Source organism: Polyangium jinanense (assembly GCF_028435365.1).
This window is the reverse complement of the sequence record NZ_JAGTJJ010000011.1, coordinates 57,238-77,542: the sequence shown is the minus strand read 5'-3', so window position 1 is coordinate 77,542 and position 20,305 is coordinate 57,238. Positions and strand designations below refer to the sequence as shown.

The following is a 20,305-nucleotide window of genomic DNA, read 5'->3' as shown; positions in this document are numbered from 1 at the left end:
GGAGAGGGACCATGCAAACGAACGCTCGGATCCCCGACGATTTCGGTTATGGCGAGGAGCAGGCGCTCCTCCGGCGCGAAGCGCGGAAGCTGCTCGAATCCTCCTGCAAGACGGAGGACGTGCGGCGATGGATGGAGACGCCCGCGGGCTTCGACGAGGGTCTGTGGGCGCGGGCCGCCGAGGCAGGCTGGCTCGGCCTCGTGGTGCCCGCGGCGCACGGCGGGAGCGAGATGTCGATGACGAGTCTCGCGGTCCTGATGGAAGAAATGGGCCGCGTGCTTTCGCCGCTGCCGTTTGTCGGGACGCTCTTCGCGACGCTCGTCCTCCGGGAGGCGGCGAGCGAGGCGGAGAAGGCACGTTGGCTGCCGCAGATCGCGGAGGGCAAGGTCCGCGCGGCCGTGGGGTTGGAGGAGCGGCGCGGGGGCTGGAACGTCGGGCACGTCGAGGCGACGGCGCGCCGCGAGGGAGAGCGTATTCTGCTTTCCGGCGAGAAGGAGCTCGTCGTGGACGCGCCGAGCGCGGCTCTCCTGCTCGTGACGGCGACCGAGCCCGAGGGGCCGAGTCTGTTCGCCCTGCCGGCCGCGTCGCCGGGCGTGACGGTGTCGCCGGACAAACTGGTGGATGCCACGCGGCGGAGCGGGGCCGTGCGGTTCGAGAATGTGGTGGTGAGCGACGCCGATCGGATCGGTGAAAAAGGCGCGGCCGTGTCGATCCTCGGCCGGGTGATGCCGCGAATCTGGACGGCGCTCGCGGCGGAGATGGTGGGCGGCGCGGATCGGCTGCTCGGCACGACCACCGAATACGCGAAGATCCGGCAGCAATTCGGCCGGCCGATCGGCGCCTTCCAGGCCGTGAAGTTCCCGCTCGTGGATCTGCTCGCCAAGATCGAGCTCTCGCGTTCGCTCGTGTATCGCGCGGCCGTGGCGATCGACCACGCGCCCGCGCAGGCCGAGAAGCTCGCGCGTATGGCGAAGGCGCACGCGTCGGATACGTACGCGTTCGCGGCGGCGAAGTCCGTGCAGCTCCACGGCGGCATTGGTTTTACCTGGGAGTGCGACGTGCAGCTTTATTTCAAGCGCGCGCAGTGGAGCCGCGCGGCGTTCGGGGACGCGGCGCATCACCGGAGGCGCATCGCGGAGATGGTGATCGACGGCTAGGCGCGCGTGGAAAAACTCCGGCAGCGGTTCCGCGATTGGTGACGCTCGAAGCCGTCCGCCTTCTTTTTCGGCATGCACGCTCCTAAGGACTTCCCATGACGCTTTCCCCTCCCGTTCTCGTTCGTCCGGCCAAGCCCGAAGACGTCGTCGCGCTCGGCCGCATGGGCACGGCGCTCGTCCAGTATCATCATTCGCTCGATCCGCTCCGATTTTGCCTGGTGAGCGACGAGCGGGGATACGGGGCCTTTCTCGCGAGCGAGATGCGCCGGCAGGGCTCGATCGTGCTCGTGGCCGAGGCCCGGGGTGAGGACGGCGCGGGGCGGGTCGTCGGGTATGCCTGGGGTCGCCTCGAAGGTCGCGACTGGGCGCTTCTGCTCGACGCGTACGGCGCCCTGCACGACCTTTACGTCGAGCCGGAGGGGCGGAGGCTCGGCGCGGGGCGCGCGCTTTGCGAGGGGATGATTCAGAGGCTTTCGGAGCTCGGCGCCCCGCGCGTCGTGCTCTCGACGGCTTCGAAGAACGAAGCGGCGCAGAGGCTTTTTGCGTCGCTCGGGTTTCGCGCGACGATGACCGAGATGACGCGGGAGCGTTCGTCTTGAGGAATCGCCGCGCCCCGAGGCTGGGGAGGAGAGGGCCTCGGGGCGCGGCGGGTTTTTTTCAGAGATCGCCGCCGCAGGAGTCGTAGGGCTGGACCGGCTGGGGCAGGGCGACGGAGGAGACGATCGTCTCAGGGCTGGTCACGTCGCTCGCGGTCACGCCGCCGTACGAGATCGCGTAGACGTAATCGTCGATGAACACGCCGCGGCGAACGTCGACGCCGTAGTAGCCACCGCAGTAGCCGTACGGATCGGCCTGGAAGAAGCTCGTGTGGTCGATCGAGCCGCGCTTCTGGATGCCGCCGTCGAGCGTCACGTCGAAGAGCTCGAGCGAGCTCTTCAGGTTGCCCGTGTTCGGGTTCCAGCCGCTGAAGGGGAACGCGAGCAGGTTCTTCGGGGCATAATAGTTGAACGCCTTGTGGTTGTACGCCGCCTCGGTATAACCCGTATCCGCGCCCGAGAACGTGTACTTGTGCATCAGCGCCGGCGCCGTCGGATCCGTCACGTCGAAGACCTGAAGCGCGAGGCCGATGATCTGGCCGTCATTCGTGGCGTCCTGGCCGATCGTGAGCAGGTGATTGTCGTCGATCGGGTGCATGTACTCGCTGAAGCCCGGGATCTTGAGCTCGGCGAGGACGGCCGGGGCCGTGGGCGTCGAGAGGTCGATCACGAAGAGCGGGTCGACCTGGCGGAACGTCACGACATAACCACGGTTGCCGATGAACCGCGTCGAATAAATCTGCTCGCCGAGGGCGAGGCCCGTGACGGCGCCGACCTGCACGAGCTCGTCATCGTTCTGGCCGAGGACGTACACGTCGTTCGAGGTCGTCCAGTCCGTCTGCGAGGCGAGCTGCCGCGTCGTCGCGATGCGGAGCTGGCCGTCCTTCTCGTCGAGCGAGAACTGATTCTTCACCTGGCCGGGCACCTTGCCCGACGCGACGTAGGCCGGCTGCGCCGGATTCGCCGCGAGGTCGAACTTGTGGACGAACGTCTCGGTGGTGTCGACCGCCTCGACGGGCAGGTTCCAGTTGAGCCCCGGGTCCTTCCAGGCCCGCGCCGCCAGGTAGAGCGAATCGGCGTTCGAATATACGGTGTCCACGCCGCCGACGATGCTCGTCTCGACGAGGGGCGCGTGGAGGTTGTCGAGGGCGAACGATTCCACCTGCGTGATGCCGTACACCGTCGAGCCCTCGGTGGGCACGTAATACGAGCTGCAGCTCGGCGGGACGAGCGAGACCGTGCCGTTGCTCTTCTCGAAGCGGTAGGGCAGCCAGTCATTGAGCGTCGAGGCGTAAATGGCGAGCGCGTTCTTGAAGCGCAGATCCTCGAACGCCGTCGTCCACTGCTCGACCGTCTGCGGGTAATCGGACTCGTTCGCGAACTCGGGGTAGTAGCTCAGCACCGGGCCATGCTGGCCGCCGGAGAGCACCGTGCGCACGTGCTGGCCCACGCGGCGCGAGGAGGCGTAGTTGCCCTCGAAATAGACCTCCTTCTGCACGCCCGTCGTCTGTCCGGCGTCGAGGCCGAGGACCGTGATCTTCGTGAGCGGCGCGTAGTACGGGTTGTAATACCCGTCGTAGGCCACGCCGCCGCCATAATAATCGTAGTAGGGCGAGCGCGGATCGACGCCCGCGTCCTTGTAGAGCTGCGTGCCGTCGACCTGCGAGTAGATGACGAGCTGGTCGTCGGTCACGAACATCTCGATCGGGTTGCCCTCGACCGCCGTGGTCGTGTTGATCGCGAGATCCGAGGCCGGGAAGGACTTCAGGATCTCGAGGCTCTGGCCGTGGAGCAGGTAGATGTAATTGCCGTCCGTCTTGAGGAGGTCGGCCTCGTCGACGCCCGCGACCTGCGTGTTCGTTTCGGAATGCGCCGGGGGCTCGCCGCTCCCGTCGCCGCCGTTGCTCGGCTCGCCGCTGGAGCCGCCCGTGCCGCCGCTGGCGCCGCCCGAGCCGCCCACGCCGCCGCCGGGGGGCGGGGAAGGCACGCCGCCGTTGCCCGTGGAGGTGCCGACGTCGCCGCCGTCTTCCCAGCCGTAATCGGGGTAGCCCCAGTAACCGCCGTTGGCCTCGATCTCGGCGATGATCGCGTCGATCTGCGCGTTCATCTTCGCGACCGCGTCCTGCTTGAGCATCTGCTCGAGATCGGCGCAGCTCTGGGCCTGCGTCAGCGTGCCGCGCGCCTCGGCCGTCGGCGGTGTGGGCGCGTCGATCGAGCCGCTGCAGCCATAACCGGCCGCGGTGAGGGGGAGAAGCGAAGCGAAGAGCCACCAGGCGGAGCGAGCGTGTTTCATCATGCCCCGCCATTGAGCAAGCGCCGGGCCACCGAGCGCTCGGACCCCGCCCCTCGAATTTCCTCACGAAAAGGGACTGTGCCGGGGTGCCGGAGTGTGCCATCGGAGGCGCTGCTGCCAGGAGGGGCGGCGGGCGGATGGCACAGGTGGCATCTATTGAGGAGCGACGGCGGGCGCAGTAGGGTGTCCCGCATGCGCGTCGTGACGGTTCCCTGTTTGAGCGATAACTATGCGTATCTCGTGGCCGACGAGGGGCGGCGCGAGGCGGTGGTCGTGGACCCCTCGGAGGCGGAGCCCGTGCTCGCGGCCCTCGCACGCGAGGGGCTCGAGCTCGTGGCCATCCTGAACACGCACCACCACTGGGACCACGTGGGCGCGAACGAGGCGCTGCGTGGCCGTTTTGGAGATGTGCCCGTGTATGGACACGCGAGCGATTTGGCACAGGGGCGGATTCCGGCGCAGACGGTTGGGGTGGAGGAGGGGACGCCGTTCGAGGTGGCGGGTCTGACGTTCCGGCCGCTTCACGTGCCCGGACACACGCTCGGCGCGGTGGCGTACGTCGTGAACGACGCGGTGTTCACCGGGGACACGATGTTCGTCGCGGGCTGCGGGCGGCTCTTCGAGGGCACACCCGCGATGATGTATGCCTCTTTGTGCCAGAAGCTGGGCCGCCTTCCGGACGAGACGAAGCTTTATTGCGGGCACGAGTATACCGTGAGCAACCTGCGGTTCGCCGCGTTCGCGGAGCCCGAGAACGAGGACGTGAAGCGCGCGCTCGAAGTGGCCCAGGACAAACGCAGCCGCGGCGAGCCCACGGTTCCCTCCACGATGGCGGAGGAGCACCGGACGAATCCGTTCTTGCGCGTGGACGAGCCGAGCCTGCGGGCGAAGTTTGGCGGGGCGAACGGGGCCGAGACGCTCGGGAAGGTGCGGGCGGCGAAGGACGGGTTCCGTTAAGCCTTCGGGTTCGCGTTCGCGTCGCCCAGGGCGCCGAGCACGGCATCGACGAGCTCTTGCGCGACGACAATCCCGCTTTCGCGCAAGGCGTGGGCGTGGGTGATGGCCTGGGCGCGGTGCACCGGGTCTTCGTCGAGCCTGTGGCGGAGTTTTCGGACGTCCGCCTCCTCGAGCAGGTATTGCGCGAAGAAATGGCTCACGGTGTTCCGAGGCTCGGAGGCGAGGAGCTCATCCTTGACGTACACGTCCGAGAGGCCATCGTCGTACTCGCCTTCCGGCGTTACCGTGCGAAAGACTGGCGCGAGCCGGATGCGGAGGGATCGGTTTTTCGTGCGGGTGAACGGGAGCGGGACGTTTCGTCGGGCGCGCGGGCGGGCCCCGTTCGCGGGTTTGTCGCCGAGGAGAAAGTCATAGGTCGTCACGTCCGCGAGATGCACGATGCCCGCGGCGTCGAGGGTCGCGACCATTTCCGCAAATTCGATGTCGCCCGGCGATACCCGATACCCGCCCTCGCTCCTCGGAGAGGGCGAGAGCGGCGAGACCACGCGCGCATGGCCCGAGAGCCAAATGAGCTTGCCCCACGAGGCTGCGCCCGATCCGCTCGCACGCCACTCCGTGCTGGTGACCGTGTACTGGAGGGTCGACTCGCCCCCGAGTGCGCCCCAGAGCACGAGGATCGCGCCGACGACGCCCGCGCCGCCCACGGCGAGCAGGAGCAATCCGAGCGCGCCACAAGCGAGCAGCACCCAGACGCGGCGCTCGCCGTCGTGATAAGGCCCGATGAGGACAAAGAGCCCGAGGCACAGGAGGGCTCCGAAGAGCGCGATCCCGAAAGCCGAGCCTGCCCAGCCTTCCTTGTTGACGCTGAACGCGTGGGACCGGTCGCAAGGCGGTTCGCCGCAGACGGGGCAAACGGCGTCGTTCGGGGTGCGCTCGCCACACGTGAGGCAATGGGCGAGCGCCTCGTCGGGCACGTCCCGGGTCTTTGCGCGCGTGCCCGTGAGGGTCTGCGTGGCGATGGACACGAGGAATGCGCCGATCGAGCCGAAGAGGAGCACGATGAACCCCTTGAGCAGCGCGGCGAGGACGGGATGCATGTGGAACGGCGCCGAGACGATGCCGAACGCGAGCGCGAGCAAAAAGAGCGCGAGCGCGAAGGCGCAGATCGCGCCGAGCACCCGGGAGCGCGTGCCGAAATCGAGATCGCCTTGCACGACGCGAGCTTACCAGCGGAAAGCGAGCCCGCGCCACCCTCGTCGCAGGCTCAATCCTTCACCCAGAGCCGCAGGAACGGAACGCCGCGCGTCTCCTCGGGCAGGTACACGAATCCCTTGGGGATCGCTCCGCCGAATCCGTGAAAGGTCACGATACACGTGCCGCGCCGGGCCCGCGCGAACGCGGCCTCGACCCGGGCGACATCCTCCGTGGCGCGCTCCTCGGAGAGCGGGACCGTTCGGTCGACCCATTGCGAGGGCGAAAACGTGCTCTCTTCGAAGGGGTTGAACAGGTAAAACCCGTCGTACGCGTCGAAATCGACGTCGTCGAGCATGCCGTGGATCAAGGTGACGCGCGGAATGGCGTACGCCTTGAGGACCTCCCGGCCGGCGGCGACGAGGGTTTCCCGTTGCTCGACGCCCGAGAACTCGAGCTCCGTCGTGATTGCACCAACCACGCAGAACTTCCCCATGCCGGCGCCGATGTCGAGGACGCGGCGCGCGCCGTGTTTCGCGAACAGGCCCGCGGCGTGGCGGGCCACGTGGACCGGGGTCCAGTATCGATTCGAGAGTTTGCGAATGCGCTCAGGGTAGAGCCGGTCGAAAGCGAGGTCGGAGACGACGCGGCCCGCAGCGAGGTCCGCGAGCAGGGCCCTGCGCGCTTCGTTGCGGAAGATCGAGCCGGCCGCGCGCGACACCGAGCGGCCTTCTCTACGAGACGTCACCCGCGTCGCTCGCCCGCGTGGGGCGCGGGGACGCGGGCTTCTGCGCGCGCGTGGCGCGCTTTTCGACCTTCGGCGGCGGGACCGGCTTCTTGCCGAATTGCCGCTTGAACGCGAGCACGATGCAGACGACGCCGAGCAGCCCGCAGGCGAGCGCCGCGGCGATCCGCGCCCACTCCGGCGCCTTGATCCCGTACGCCATGCCGGCGACGTTGAAGAGCGCGAAGCCTCCCATGAGCAGGATCCACGGGTTCGGTTGATTCATGTCGCGGTAGGTCCTCGGAGGCTCGTCGCCGGCGCCCGAAGGTAAGACCCCGACGCTGGAATGTCTACACCTCGACCACGCGGAGGAGCACTTCCTCGGCCTCGGGAGACGCGTCGCCGCGCGCCGCCTCGGCGAGGATGCGCACGGAGGAGCCGTCCTTCGCGAGGATCTGCGAGCGGCCGTCGAAGTGGCTGTCGAAGACCCGGCCGAGGAGCTGCGCGGTCACGCCGTAGCGCACGGCACGGAGCGGGGTGCTTTCCATTTGCGAGAAGAGTCCCTCGTCGAGCCATTGTTGTTTGCGGCTCGAACGTCCGTCCATTCCGCCAAAGGTCCACGGCGTCTCCCAAGGCCAGAAATTCGCGGCGGGCTGGGCGACGACGCTGCAGCCGTGATCGTCGTAATGGGAGAGGAGCGGGCAGAAGTCGGGCTCGCGCGCGGTGTGCGGGACGGCGAAGCCGTCGTAACAGATGAGCGTGCCGACCTGGCCGAACGGCGTGGAGAACGGCATGAGCTCGCCGCGTCGACCCGGCGAGAGGCCGAGCGTGTCCTCGACGGTGGGGACGAGGTTCACCTTGCGCGAGACGCCGATGTGTCGGCCCGAGGGATGAAAGGTGTAGGAGGTGTTGTAGACGCGTCCCTCGGCCGGCGAAAAGGAATCGGAGAGGTTTCCGTGGGCATTGCGAGGCAAGAGCGCGCTGCCGGCCACGGTCCAAACCTCGTAGCGGCGCGCGAAGCGGGAGAAGGCCTCGCGATAGATACGCCGTACCTCCGGAGCGACCGCGAGGAGGAAGCCCACGCTCGTGCGGGTCGTCTTGCCGCGGAGCATCGCGGACGCCATGCGAAACGGCGAGCGGATCGCGACCTTCGTGAGCGCCTCGTCGATGGTGCGCGCGTCGCGGACGGCGTCGAGCCGGCCGGCGAGCGGCAAGAAGCCGCCGATCATCTCGGGGAAGACGGCGAGGCAAGGGTGCTCGTAGGCGCCGTTCGCGAGGCGCGCGCGGGCTTTCGCGAGTTTGTCGCCGATGCGACCGAGCATCGCCTCGAATGTCTCGGCGGACGCGTAATCGTCGGGCGTGACGTGGACCTGACAGGCTGCGAGCTCGACCTTCTGGGGCATCTCGGGCCTCCTATTTCCGGTCCTCTTGCCGCTCCACGCGGAGGGCGGGCACGCCCTTCGGCACGAGGAGCACGTTCGACGCGCGATAACCGCCGGGCGCCGCCGGGTCCGCCTCGCGTTCGAGCTCGCCGAAGACACGCACCCGATCGCCCGGACGAACCACGATCTCGTCGACCGTATCGAATGGGAAGGGGTCGAGCCCGGCGTCCTCGGGGTCGTCCTCGTGCGAGATTGTCTGGACGAACTCATCGACGGGGGAGGCGTCCGATCGATCGACCCGCTCTCGCGGGCCCTCGATGCGAATGCGGCCGCCGGGGACGCGCAGGGTGGTGCCGTCGTCGAGCTTCACCTCGAAGCCCGAGGTCTCGGCGTCGTGCAGCATGAGGTCGGTCCCGAGGAACCGCTTGTTGCGCAGATCGAGGGACCAGGCGACGCACGACGTGCCCGTCGCCGGCGCGAGCATGCCGGTTTGTCCCATCACGACCCCACTCGGCCCCGCCCTGCGCCCGAGCGACGGGGGCTTCGTGATCCCGCCGTTCGGCCGAGGCCGGTTCTGGTAGGCGCGGATGGCCTCGACGATCTTGGCGATGATCCAGTAGAGCGCGACGCCGGCCGCCGCGATGAGCGCGATCACGGCGACGATGACGACGAACTCGCCTTCGAGCGCGGCCGTGCCGCAGTCGCTACAGCCGGTACACCCCTCGAAGATCGAGCCTGCACCGAGGCTCGTGCCGCCGGCCTTCGCGAGCTGCTTGGCGCGCCTGCGTACGGAGGGCGGGCCCCACACCTCCGTGCGCAGCGCGTTGCGTCCCGTGGGGGTTTCGATCGAAACGACGCGGTGCTTGGGCCCGCCGTCACAAGCCTCCTTGGGGCCGAGGAGCGTGCGACAGTCGACGCACACGCGGGCGCGGGGGAATGCGGCGCGTGGGGTGATCGACGTCTGGTTCGCTTTGGAGACGGTGAGGGACGTGGACGACATCGAGAGGCGCATCGTACTACGAGGCCTCGTCGAGGCATCGCCGGAGCAGCATCCGAGCCTGCTTGACACGAATCCCCCCTCGCTTCGATCCTGCCGCCCCGGCCCTCGCCCGGGGGGAAGCCTTGTTCATGACGCCGAGACTCGCCACGGTTCTGCGCTCCATCGTCCTCGTCCTCGTCGTGCTCGTCGCCGCGGCCTGCAGTAGCCGCAGCAAGGACGGGCCCGCCGCCTCCTCGGACAAACCCCGCGTCGCGGTCTCGATCTTCCCGCTCTGGGACATCGCGCGTCGCGTCGCGGGCGACGGCCTCGACGTCGTGCTCGTGCTTCCGCCGGGCCGCTCCGAGCACAGCTACGACCCGACGCCGAAGGAGATGGCGCAGGTCGCGAAGAGCAAGCTCGGCGTGTCGGTCGGCCTCGGGATGGATGGCTGGCTCGAGAAGATCGTGCGCGGCGCGGCGGGCACGGACGTGCCGATCGTGCAGCTCGGCCCGAAGGCGAACCCGCGGCGCATGACGGCCGAGGAGGTCGGCGCCGAGGCCGCGGAGGAGGGCGAGGAGCACGACGATCATGCCGACGACAAGGCGAAGCACGAGCACGAGCACGACAAGCACGCCGACGGTCGCGAGCACGACGACGGCGATCACGCGCCGAAGCCCGAGCCCAAGGGCGCGGCGAAGGGCGAGCACGACCACCACGGCCACAACCACGCGCACGGCGCCGAGGACCCGCATTTCTGGCTGGATCCGGTGCGCATGAAGTCGGTCGTGCCCGAGCTCGTGGAGGCGTTTTCGAAACTCGATCCGAAGGGCGCCGAAGGCTACAAGGCGCGTGGCAAGGCGATCGAGGCGGAGCTCGACAAGCTGCACGCCGAGCTCGAGGCGCGTTCGAAGGGCTGGACGAAGAAGACGATCGTCACGTTCCACGGCTCGATGGGGTATTTCGCCGAGCGTTACGGCCTCTCGATCGCGGCCGTGATCGAGCCGTTCCCCGGCAAGGAGCCGACGGCGCGGTACGTGAAGGACGTCCTCGCCGCGGTCGAGAAGAGCAAGGCCGCGGCGCTCTTCTCCGAGCCGCAGCTCGATCGCAGGCCCGCGCAGGTGATCGCCGATCAGGCGAAGCTGCCGCTCTTCGAGCTCGATCCGGTCGGCGGCAGCGCCGGCGCCGAGACCTACGAGAAGCTGCTCCTCAAGAACGCCGACGTCCTCGACAAGGCCCTGAAATGAGCGCCGTACACGCCGAAGCGGATGGGATGCCGCAAGGCCATTTCACGCTCCCCGATCCGTCGTTGCCGCGGGTCCTGGAGGTGGAGAATCTCATCGTCGACGTGCCCGGGCGGAGGCTACTCGACGGGATCTCGTTCTGGGTGCCGAAGGGCGAGTTCGTGTGCCTCTGCGGCCCGAACGGCGCGGGCAAGAGCACGTTCCTGAAGACGGTGCTCGGCCTGATGCCGCCGACGAGCGGCTCGATCCGGATCATGGGCAAACCCGCACAAAAAGCGCTGCGGGAAGTGGGCTACGTGCCCCAGCGCAAGACGAGCGACATGACGTTCCCGGCCCGCTCGATCGATCTCATCGTGGCGAGCATGCGTGGGAGCTGGCCCTTGCGCATCCGCGAGGAGGAGCGCGCCCGCGCGATCGAGATCCTGCGGCACGTGGGCGGGGAGAAGCTGCTCGAAAAGGAGATCGCGCGGCTCTCGGGCGGCGAGACGCAGCGGGTGTTTTTGGCGCGCGCGCTCGTGAACAAGCCGTCGCTCGTGATCCTGGACGAGCCGACGGCGGGCGTCGACGTGAAGGGCCGGGCGGAGTTTCTCGATTTGCTGGCGGAGATCTCGGCGAGCGACGAGCTCGCGGCGATCCTCGTGACGCACAACCTGGCGGCGGTGGCGCGGTGCGCCGAGCGGGTGGTGTACCTCGACGCAGGGAGGGTCTCGGCGTGGGGATTGCCGAGCGAGCTGCTCGGCCAGGCGTCGCTCTCGGCGATCTCGGCCGTGGCGGGCGGCGATCACGCGGCGCATTCGCATCACCATCAATTGCCGGACGAGGAGTGAACGTCGTGAACGCGTTGCTCGAGCCCTTGCAGGTGGCCTTCATGCAGCGGGCGATGATCGCCGGCGCGGTGGTGGGTGGTCTCTGCGCGATGATCGGCGTCTTCGTGGTGCAGCGGGGGTTGTCGTTCATCGGCGACGGCCTGGCGCACGCGGCGTTCGGCGGCATCGCGCTCGGTCTTTTGCTCGGCGTGTCGCTGGAGCGAATGACGTGGGTGGCGCTGCCGTTCACGGTGCTGATCGCGCTCGGAATCGGCTACGTATTGCGGCGCGGGAACCTGCGCGGGGATGTGGCGACGGGCGTGTTTTCGGCGGTTTCGTTCGCGCTCGGCGTGCTGCTCTTGGGGCTCCGATCCACGGACGGGCCACAGGTGAACGTGGAGACGGTGCTCTTCGGGAGCATTCTGGCGATATCCCCGGACGATCTGATCACGGTGGGCGTGGTCGGCGTGGTGACGTCGCTTTTGATGGCATTCACGTGGACGAAGCTCGCCTATGCGACATTCGATCCGGAGCTCGCGGCGCTGTCGGGTGTGAAGGTGGCCGCGCTCGATTACATGCTGCTCGCGCTGACGGCGGTGGTGATCGTGGTGGCCGTGAAAACGGTGGGGATCGCGCTGGTGAGCTCGTTCGTGGTGATCCCGGCGGCGACGGCGAAAATGGTGGGCCGGAGCATCGGGCGGGTGGCGCTGCTCGCGATTGCCATCGGGGTCATCGGGTCGTCGATTGGATTGATGCTTTCGTACCACGCGGACGTGGCCAGCGGAGCGACGATCATTCTGACGCTGGGGGCGGTGTTCGGGCTGTCGCTTCTGTTCAGGAAGAAGTGAGCGTCGCTCACGCCTCCGCAAACCAAATCCTCGCAAACACCCGCGGCCGCGCCTTCCCGATCGGCCCCTCTGCCTCCTCGTCCGACACCAGGATCGCCGCCACCCCGGCCGCGTCGTCCCGTGCGAACGCGCGAAGCGCGACGCGCACACGTTCGCCCGCGAAGCTCGGCTTGCGGTAGGCGATCTCCGCGGCGCGCGCGAGGAGCGGGTTTTTCCGGCCGAGGTCCCATAACCGGCGCAGCGCGGCTTCCACGAACAGGCGCGGATAGACCAGCGAATTGACGTGCTGGTTCGAGTCCGTATGGTCGAGCCCGAAGATCACCGGCGTCGCGTCGAGCGTGAATGTGTCGTCGAGCCAGCGCGCGCCCGGCGGCAGCTCGATCGAGGCCTCGGGCGGTCGCCACGTGTAACGATCGGGCGGCACCTCGGGCAAACCCGGCACCGAGATGCGCGTGACCTTGCGCGCCTCGGGCGGGCCGAACGGGCGCGTGATCACGTGCTCCGCGAAGACGCGACCCGCGAGCAGGCGCTCGCCCGCGTTCGCCGGCGGAGGCCCGTGCGTGCGCCCCGCTTCGCCGTACACGTTGCACCACATGTTGAGGACCAGCCGCTCGACCGCTCCATTCTCCCCCACGGTATGGGCAAGCTGGAACTTTCCCTCCCCTTTGATCGCCGACATCACCGACAGCGGGCCCTCGCCACCCTCGATCACGAAGCGGCTCAGGATCGGTAGGATCCCTTCCGCTGCGAGTGCAGCCGTCGCGCGGTGCTGCCACACCGCTCGCCATACCGATGGTCCGAGCACCACGGGCATCGCATCGAGCAGCAGTTTTCCGTTCTGGTTAATGTCTTCGTAACGTATGACCAGCGGCCCCGATGCGGTTTGCGCGGCCGGGACGTCGGGTTCCGCGGGGATGAACGTCATGCGCGGCGAGATGTAGCAACCTTTGGTCGTCCCGCCCGTGACAATTGTCGAACGACGCCGTTCCTGGTGAGCCAGAGCTCATGTAGAATCACTTGCGTGGGAGGGTCGCCATGCGCGCTCGTCTGACTCGATCGCCTGTCTTGCGTCGCGTTCTTCGTTCTTTCGGCCTCGCCGCGACGGTCGCTGCGGCCGCGTCGTGCCACGAAGGCATCGATACCACCCGGATTGCGCCGCCCAAGGCCACGCTCGGCGACGATCTGTACGGTGTGCTCTGCGATCGTATCGGCGCGAGCTCGCTGACCGAGGATCTCACGGGCGGCTCGTACCACGCGATCTGCCACTACTCGAACCAGGGCATCTACGCGGACAAAGTCGATACGAGTTTCCTGCCGCCCGCGAGGGGGGCCGAGCAGGAGAAGGCGCGCGCGCTCGGCATCGCCAAGGTCGAGGCCATGGCGAAGCGACGCAGCGACCTCGTGCAGGCCTTCAACGCGATCTTCCCCGACGTCGAGATCGACGACGTCACGACCGAGGCCGAGGGCGACAAGGTGCGGCTGCACGACGCGCTCCTCTCGTTCAGCCAGAACCTCTCGCGCCTCTACGAGTCGAATCCATTTGAGCCCCAAGGAACGCCGACGGTGCCCGCGTCGACGCGCGCGCTCGGTGAGGTCTTCGCCTCGTTCATGAGCAGCGAACCCGCGCGGCAGGCTTTCTCGAAGATATGGGGGCGGCAAGGTTACAGGCCGACGGGCGCGTCCCTCGGCGCGGTGCGGCCGCTGCTCTCGTATCCGCGCCTGCGCCCGCTGCTCGGGAGCGCGCTCGACGTGCTCGCGCCCGAGGGCGTGATGGCGCCCGAGCTCACGCAGATCCTGCGCGTCGTGGAGCGTGATCTCGCGACCGCGAAGCCGACGCTCGCGCCGCTCGCGCCACTCACGGTGGACGCGGCGACGGCGCAGCCGAGCCGGCCGATGGAGACGCTCGAGATGCTCTCGCGGATCCTGCTCGATCAAGACGTGCGGTACGCGAAGGATCAAGACGCGGCGCCGACGTGGATCGCGCGGCGTGATCGGCGCGGGTTCGTGGTGCCGTTCGGCAATGTGCCGGGGCAAGCGGGCACGGTGCCCGCGCCGTTCGCGGATACGGACGGCGATGGGCTCGCGGACACGGACGAGTTCGGGCAGTTCGTGACGAACATCAACGTGCCCGTCTCCGCGCTCGCGCCGTTCAGCCCGCAAGGGACGCCGGGCACGGACGCGTTTGGCCGGCCCGAGCCGCAGGTGTACGAATACGTCGACACGTCGCGCACGCTCATCGGCGCGGTCGCGCAGGACCTCGCGCCGCTCGTGGACGCGACCGAGTACGCGCCGAGCGAGGGCGAGGACGCGTGGCAGAGCGAGCACGAGACCCTGATGTACGCGGTCGCGGGGGCGACGATGCTGCTCGGCGATCGCGAGGACGCGGTCTACGATCTCGAGACCGAGGAGGTCAAACCCGCGGGGACCGAGTGTGCAAGCTGTGTCCCGTATCGGCGCTTCAAGGCCGATACCTCGCCGCTGCCGGATCTCGCGCATGCGCTCGGGCAGATCCTCGCGGATCCGGAGTCGGACGCGCTCGTGCTCGGGCTCATCGATCTCGTGGAGAACCACGAGCAGGAACTCGCGCGGCTGCTCGGCGCGGCGCTGAAGATCCGGAAGATCGCGCTCGACCACGACGCACTCGCGGCGCAGGGCAAAGAGAAATTCGCGCAGATACCGTACGAGGCGCCGATCTGGGACGAGATTGCCCAGGTGATGGGGCGGATCACGCAGCGGCCGGGGCTCACGGCGAAGCTCATCGGATCGTTTGGCGATCCGGCGTTCGTGACGCCGACCGGAGGCGTCTCGCACATGGGCGAGTCGCTCATGCGGCTCATGACGAACCGCGACGAAATGACGTATTACGACGACGATCTCAATGGTCCGGCGTGGAACGTCACGACGAACAACACGCTCGATCCGTCGACGCCCGTGGATCGGACGAAGTCGCTCGCGGGGGAAAACCGCTCGTGCTGGGAGCGGACGCTCGACATCATTCACCACGCGAACAACGTGAAGGCGTGTAACAAGCAGGGCGCGAAGGTGAAGGCGGCGCTCGGCAGCCTCACGGTGACGTGGCCGCTCATCGGCAGCTACGATGAATGCGAGCTGCTCTCGTTCGAGAATCTCGCGGTGTTTTACCTCGACTCGGTCCTGCCGGCCGATCACCCGAAGCGGGCCGAGTTCAAGATCAAATCGGGCACGCTCGAGGGCATCCTGAACTTCCTCGGCGTCTTCACGGACAAGGGCGCGCTCTTCGAGCAGTCCTCGGGGATCACGGGCCTCACGCTCAAGCCGGAGCCGAGCGCGCTGAACCGGCTCGTCTTCTTCGGCGCGACGTCGGATCAGTTCAGCGTGCTGCCGGACCTCGACCTCTACATCCTCGGCGGCAATGCCAAAAACAAGAAGACGAATGATTTCGTCTCCAACCTGATCGAGCCCGTCCCCACCGTGGTTTGTCCGCAGACGCAGCTCGAGACGCGCAAGTGTCAGACGTCGTCGGACCTCCTTCGGCTGCGCGGGGAGAACACGCTGTTCGTCCTCGAACGGTTTGGCTTCTACGATTACCTGCGGCCGCTCGTGACCACGTTCGCGGACGTCTCGTCCAACAGCGACGGTGAGGTCATGCTGCTCGATCTCATCGAGATCCTGAAGCGCCACTGGCCGGGGTCCGATCACGGCGAGGAGTGCAATTCGAGCGGCGATCCCCAGACAAACCCGCTCTATTGCTCGGGCGCGGGCGTGAACACGTACGAGCCGATCCTCGCCGACGCGTTCGTGACCGACATCGTGCCGGCGCTGCACGAGTTCTCGAAGGCGATGCGCGACGTCTCGAAGGTCACGGTCGCGCGCGGGCCGAACGCGGGCCAGGTGCTCACGGGCGCCGACGTGCTCGAGAAGACCGCGAAGATCCTGTTCGACCCGACGTACGCCGAGGCCGCGGGAATGACGGATCGGAAGGGGAACAAGGGCACGACGTGGGTCGATGGGACGCCGCAGGCCCAGCACACGGTGTTCACGTTGTTCGCCGATGGCCTCCACGCCATGGATCTGCGATTCGACAACGCGTGCGGCTGTTCCGGGAAGACGGGGCAGGAGCTCTCCGATTGCCAGGCGGCGTACGATACGTGCAAGGCCGATGCGGATCGGCGCAAGGGGCAATGGAAGCGGGCGCGCTCGCAGCTCGTGGATCAGTTCCTCGCCGTGGAGGGCGAAGGCGAGGCGGCGAAGTTCGCGAACCCGGGCATTCCGCGGGCGCTGTCGACGACGCTGCGCGCGTTCCGCGAGCAGGTGAACGCGCACTGCCCGGATCGCGAGAATGGGACGCCGTGCACCTGGGCGAAGGACGAGCTCGGCAAATCGCTGGCCGATGGGCTCGATAGCCCGATGGTGGCCGCGCTCGTGGACCTCCTCGAAAAGATTCGGCAGGACGAGACGGCGCGGCGTGAGCTCGAGCGGCTGCTCGATCATCTCCTGTCGGCCTCGAGTGATGGGCAGGCGCTCGAAGCGACGTTGTCGTCGCTCGCGGACACCTTGCAAGCGCTGCTCGCCGATACCGAGATCGCGCCGCTCCTCAACGCGGCGGCCCCGGGCGCGCGGCCCGAGGACGAGACGGGGAACAAGGGCGCATTGCCGGCGGCGTTGCAACTCCTGAAGGCGCTCAATTCGGACACGTACGACAAGTACCACGTGATGGATTACATCCTGCCGAACCTCGTGACGCCGATGGAGCCGGTGAACGGCGTGGCGAGGCTCTCGCCGCTGGAGATCATCATGGACACGGTGGCCGAGGTGAGCCGCATCGACGCGGCGGCGAACCCGGGGCCACTCGCGCCAAACGATTACGAGACGATCTTCGGCTCCGCGCGTGATTTCCTGACGAGCCCGACCCGCGGTCTCGAGCAGATCTACACCATCGTGCAGAAGCGGCCCCGCGAATGAACGGACAAACCTCCCCGCGGAAGCGCGCCCTCGCCATGGGCGCGCTGGCCGCCGTTTCTCTCGGGCTTTTCACCGAATCCGCCGGAGCGGCGGGCCTCTATCTGTCGGAGCGCGGCGTGCGCCCGCTCGGTCGTGGCGGGGCGTTCGTCGCGGGCGCCGACGATCTCGGCTCCGTCGTCTACAACCCGGCGGGGCTCTACGACGCCGGAATGAGCGTGCTCTTCGACGCGAGTTACGTTCATTTTTCGAGCGAATACACGCGACGCACCGTCGTCCGGCAGACGGATCCGAACACGGGCGCGACCGTGAACGAGGGCGTGCAGACGTTCGATCCGGTGCAGGGGAGCGCGCCGTTTCTGCCGATCCCGACGCTCGGATTTTCGTTCGTCCCGCACGATCAATGGGTCGTGGGCGTCGGGGTCTGGGCGCCGTACGTGGGCATCGCGACGTACCCCGAGACGTCGAACGGACAGCCCGCGCCGCAGCGGTATTCGCTCCTCTCGCTCGAAGGATCGATCCTCGCGGTGGGCGGCGTGTACGCGGCATACGCGCCGACGCCGAAGCTGCGGATCGGCGCAGGGTTCGAGCTGCTCGCGGGGACGTTCCGGAGCACGGTGGTGTTCTCGGGCTGCGTGCCGGACAGGTTTTTCTGCGCGCCGGAGCAGCCGGCGTGGGACGTGCTCGCCGAGCTCGCCGTCGGGCCGATCGTGGCGCCGTCGGCGAACGCGGGCCTGATTTACATCCCGCACCCGAAGGTGCGTGTGGGTTTGTCCGGGCATCTGCCGTTCTGGGTGCGGTCGAGCGGGACGATCCGGACGCGGCTGCCGTCGGCCGCGCCGTTCGCGACGGCGCGGCAGGAAGGCGAGGACGCGGACGTGGCCTTCGAGCTGCCGTGGAACGTGCGGTTCGGCGTGGAGGCGCGGCCGAACGACAAACTCCGGGCCGAGCTCGCGCTCGCCTACGAGGACTGGGGCGTTCACGACAGCATTCGCGTGGATCCGAACGGGGTCGCGCTGAAGAACGTGGTGGGTTTTCCCGAGACGTACCTCTTGCCGCCCGTGAACCTGCCGCGCAATTTTCGGGGCGCGTTCTCGGCGCAGGTCGGCGGCGAATACACGATCCCCCTCGGAAAAACGCAGCTCGACGTGCGGGCAGGGCTGCGCTTCGAGACGAGCGCGGTGCCGAACGAGTACGTCTCGGTGCTGACGATCGATTCGAACAAGCTGACGCCGTCGATCGGCGCGGGCCTCCACATCGGGCCCGTTCGGCTCGACCTCGTGGTGGCGCACGCCATCCTGTTCTCGCAGGACGTCGATCCACGCGAAGCGAAGATCCCGCAGGTGAGCCCGCTCGTGGCGAACCCCCCGCCGCAACCGAACATCATCAACGGCGGGAACTACGCGGCGAGCGCGACGATCGTCGGCCTCGGCGCGATGTACACGTTCGGGAAGGCGGCGCCGGCAAAGGCGAGCGCCACAGGGAACGGGACGTAGACGCCGCGCGGGCGCGGTTCAGCCAGGCCCGCTTCCTCCGACCTTCTGCGCGATCTTCTCCAGCCGTTCGAGCGACCTTCGCAAGTCGGCCCGGTACGCGTGGTCGTCCGTGTGGACGAGCTCGTTGCGCATCTCCCGCAGCCGGATGTCGAGCGCGATCCTGAGCTCCCGTGCTTCTTCGTCCGCGATCTCGAGGTTCATGCACGAACGCATGGAGCCGCGACTCTCCGGCGAAAAGCGGGGGGCGCGCGGGCCCGTGACGTCCGCGGGCGTGCGTGCTCAGATGGCGGCGCATGAGCGGGCGCGAGGACGAGGACGAGTTCGACGACAAGGTGGAGACGGAGCTCGTGCGCAGGCCCGATCGCGCGGCCGCGCCCGGGTTCTCGCTCGTGGTCGTCGCCGGCGCGAGCCGCGGACAGACGTTCACGATCGCGCCCGGTCACCCATCGCGCGTGCTCGTCGGGCAGAGTCCGATGTGCGATCTGCGCATCGACGATCGGCTGGTCTCGCGCAGGCACGCGGCCTTCGAGATCCTGCGCGGCAAGCTGCGCGTGACGGATCTCGACTCGACGAACGGTACGTCGGTGCAAGGCGTGGCCGTGCAAGGCGCGCTGCTCGCGGGCGGCGAGGTCGTCACGGTGGGCGAGACGCAGATCCGCATCGACAGGCTCGCGGATCAGGCGCCCGCGGAGATCCCTTCGGCCGTGCGGTTCGGCGCGATGGTCGGCGCGAGCCCCGAGATGCGCGCGCTTTATCCGCTCTGCGAAAGGCTCGCGAGCGCGAACGTGCCCGTGCTCATCGAGGGCGAGACGGGCACGGGCAAGGAGGTTCTGGCCGAGTCGCTGCACGAGCTCGGGCCGCGCAAGCAGGGGCCGTTCGTGGTCTTCGATTGCACGGCCGTGCCGCCAAACCTCGTCGAGTCCGCGCTCTTCGGGCACGAGCGCGGGGCGTTCACGGGCGCGACCGAGTCACGCAAGGGCGTGTTCGAGGAGGCGCACGGCGGCACGCTCTTGCTCGACGAGATCGGTGATCTCGAGCTGCCGCTGCAAGCGAAGCTGCTCCGCGCGCTCGAGCGCTCGGAGGTGCAGCGCGTGGGATCGAACCGATGGATCCGCGTGGACGTGCGGATCCTGGCAGCGACGCGGCGCGATCTCGATCACGAGATCCAGGCGGGGAGGTTTCGCGACGATCTGTTCTACCGGCTCGCGGTGGCGCGGATCGAGCTGCCGCCGCTGCGAAGGCGAACGGGCGACGTGCTCGTGCTCGCGCAACATTTCTGGCGGCAGCTCGCGGGCAAGGACATGCCGTTTCCTCCTGATTTCGCGCGGCGGATCGCGGACTACGCGTGGCCGGGCAACGTGCGCGAGCTCTACAACGCGGTCGCGCGTCGCGTGGCGCTCGGCGAGCTCGCGCCCATCGCGACGCTGCGTCCGAACCCGCCGCGCGCGCCCGGCGTGCCGCGGCCGAGCTCGCCGCCGAGGCCCGCGTCGGGGGCGGGTTTCATCGAGGAGATCCTCGCGCTCGACCTGCCTTTGCCGCGGGCACGCGAGCGCGTGGTGGAGGAATTCGAGCGACGCTACGTACAGCGGGTGCTCGCGGCGCACGGCGGCAACGTGGGCGCGGCCGCGGCGGCGTCGGGGATTGCGCGGCGCTACTTTCAGCTCATCAAGGCGCGGCACAAGGGGTAATCTCGGGGC

The 20,305-nt window shown here is 68.2% G+C and carries 17 protein-coding genes; 9 read left to right on the top strand and 8 right to left on the bottom strand.

Annotated features, from left to right (window positions below; genetic code table 11):
• Positions 1-11: 11 nt before the first annotated feature.
• Both KEG57_RS21140 and KEG57_RS21135 read left to right on the top strand, forming a co-directional pair.
• Entirely contained in the window at positions 12-1,157 is a 1,146-nt protein-coding gene (locus KEG57_RS21140) for an acyl-CoA dehydrogenase family protein (protein ID WP_272421326.1), read from the top strand.
• 95 nt (positions 1,158-1,252) lie between these two features.
• Positions 1,253-1,756 (top strand): GNAT family N-acetyltransferase, encoded by a 504-nt coding sequence (locus tag KEG57_RS21135; RefSeq protein WP_272421327.1) that lies wholly within the window; start codon positions 1,253-1,255, stop codon positions 1,754-1,756.
• A 58-nt stretch (positions 1,757-1,814) separates the two neighbouring features.
• Here the strand turns inward: KEG57_RS21135 and KEG57_RS21130 are convergent, their stop codons facing one another.
• Positions 1,815-4,049, bottom strand: a complete 2,235-nt coding sequence (locus tag KEG57_RS21130) for a beta-propeller domain-containing protein (protein WP_272421328.1) — start codon at positions 4,047-4,049, stop codon at positions 1,815-1,817.
• Positions 4,050-4,238: 189 nt separating this feature from the next.
• Between KEG57_RS21130 and gloB the strand changes: the two genes are divergently transcribed.
• Positions 4,239-5,003, top strand: a complete 765-nt coding sequence (gloB, locus tag KEG57_RS21125) for a hydroxyacylglutathione hydrolase (protein WP_272421330.1) — start codon at positions 4,239-4,241, stop codon at positions 5,001-5,003.
• On the opposite strand, the gene KEG57_RS21120 is transcribed toward gloB, so the two are convergent.
• From KEG57_RS21120 to KEG57_RS21100, 5 genes are all read right to left on the bottom strand, one after another.
• Positions 5,000-6,217 carry a hypothetical protein gene (locus tag KEG57_RS21120; RefSeq protein WP_272421331.1) on the bottom strand — a complete coding sequence of 406 codons (1,218 nt, stop codon included), beginning with the start codon at positions 6,215-6,217 and terminating at the stop codon, positions 5,000-5,002. The genes gloB and KEG57_RS21120 overlap by 4 nt on opposite strands.
• Before the next feature lie 50 nt (positions 6,218-6,267).
• Positions 6,268-6,915, bottom strand: a complete 648-nt coding sequence (locus KEG57_RS21115; protein WP_272421333.1) for a class I SAM-dependent methyltransferase — start codon at positions 6,913-6,915, stop codon at positions 6,268-6,270.
• Between the two features lie 13 nt (positions 6,916-6,928).
• Positions 6,929-7,204, bottom strand: coding sequence for a hypothetical protein (locus KEG57_RS21110; RefSeq protein WP_272421334.1), 276 nt, complete (start codon positions 7,202-7,204; stop codon positions 6,929-6,931).
• A 64-nt stretch (positions 7,205-7,268) separates the two neighbouring features.
• A complete protein-coding gene (locus KEG57_RS21105) occupies positions 7,269-8,321 on the bottom strand; it encodes a carbon-nitrogen hydrolase family protein (RefSeq protein WP_272421335.1) in 1,053 nt (350 codons plus the stop codon).
• 10 nt (positions 8,322-8,331) lie between these two features.
• On the bottom strand, positions 8,332-9,300 hold the full coding sequence (locus tag KEG57_RS21100; RefSeq protein WP_272421336.1) for a hypothetical protein: 969 nt from the start codon (positions 9,298-9,300) through the stop codon (positions 8,332-8,334).
• A gap of 128 nt (positions 9,301-9,428) precedes the next feature.
• Between KEG57_RS21100 and KEG57_RS21095 the strand changes: the two genes are divergently transcribed.
• From KEG57_RS21095 to KEG57_RS21085, 3 genes are read left to right on the top strand one after another with little or no spacing between them, the layout of a single operon-like run.
• A complete protein-coding gene (locus KEG57_RS21095; RefSeq protein WP_272421337.1) occupies positions 9,429-10,523 on the top strand; it encodes a metal ABC transporter substrate-binding protein in 1,095 nt (364 codons plus the stop codon).
• A complete protein-coding gene (locus tag KEG57_RS21090; protein WP_272421338.1) occupies positions 10,520-11,347 on the top strand; it encodes a metal ABC transporter ATP-binding protein in 828 nt (275 codons plus the stop codon). The genes KEG57_RS21095 and KEG57_RS21090 overlap by 4 nt, the downstream gene beginning before the upstream one ends.
• Positions 11,348-11,352: 5 nt before the next feature.
• Positions 11,353-12,174: a metal ABC transporter permease gene (locus tag KEG57_RS21085; RefSeq protein ID WP_272421339.1), complete on the top strand. Its 822-nt coding sequence runs from the start codon at positions 11,353-11,355 to the stop codon at positions 12,172-12,174.
• 7 nt (positions 12,175-12,181) lie between these two features.
• Here KEG57_RS21085 and KEG57_RS21080 read toward each other — a convergent pair whose 3' ends face one another.
• Complete coding sequence (locus KEG57_RS21080; protein ID WP_272421340.1) at positions 12,182-13,099, bottom strand: hotdog family protein; 918 nt, start codon at positions 13,097-13,099, stop codon at positions 12,182-12,184.
• Positions 13,100-13,209: 110 nt separating this feature from the next.
• On the opposite strand from KEG57_RS21080, the gene KEG57_RS21075 reads away from it, so the two are divergent.
• Positions 13,210-17,115: a hypothetical protein gene (locus KEG57_RS21075; protein ID WP_272458731.1), complete on the top strand. Its 3,906-nt coding sequence runs from the start codon at positions 13,210-13,212 to the stop codon at positions 17,113-17,115.
• The gene (locus tag KEG57_RS21070; RefSeq protein WP_272421342.1) at positions 17,112-18,608 is read left to right on the top strand and encodes an OmpP1/FadL family transporter; all 1,497 of its coding nucleotides are present in this window, start codon (positions 17,112-17,114) and stop codon (positions 18,606-18,608) included. Before KEG57_RS21075 ends, KEG57_RS21070 begins: the two co-directional genes overlap by 4 nt.
• Before the next feature lie 18 nt (positions 18,609-18,626).
• Here KEG57_RS21070 and KEG57_RS21065 read toward each other — a convergent pair whose 3' ends face one another.
• Complete coding sequence (locus KEG57_RS21065) at positions 18,627-18,809, bottom strand: hypothetical protein (RefSeq protein ID WP_272421343.1); 183 nt, start codon at positions 18,807-18,809, stop codon at positions 18,627-18,629.
• A 92-nt stretch (positions 18,810-18,901) separates the two neighbouring features.
• Here KEG57_RS21065 and KEG57_RS21060 point away from each other — a divergent pair, with 92 nt between their 5' ends.
• On the top strand, positions 18,902-20,296 hold the full coding sequence (locus tag KEG57_RS21060; RefSeq protein ID WP_272421345.1) for an FHA and sigma-54 interaction domain-containing protein: 1,395 nt from the start codon (positions 18,902-18,904) through the stop codon (positions 20,294-20,296).
• Positions 20,297-20,305: the final 9 nt, after the last annotated feature.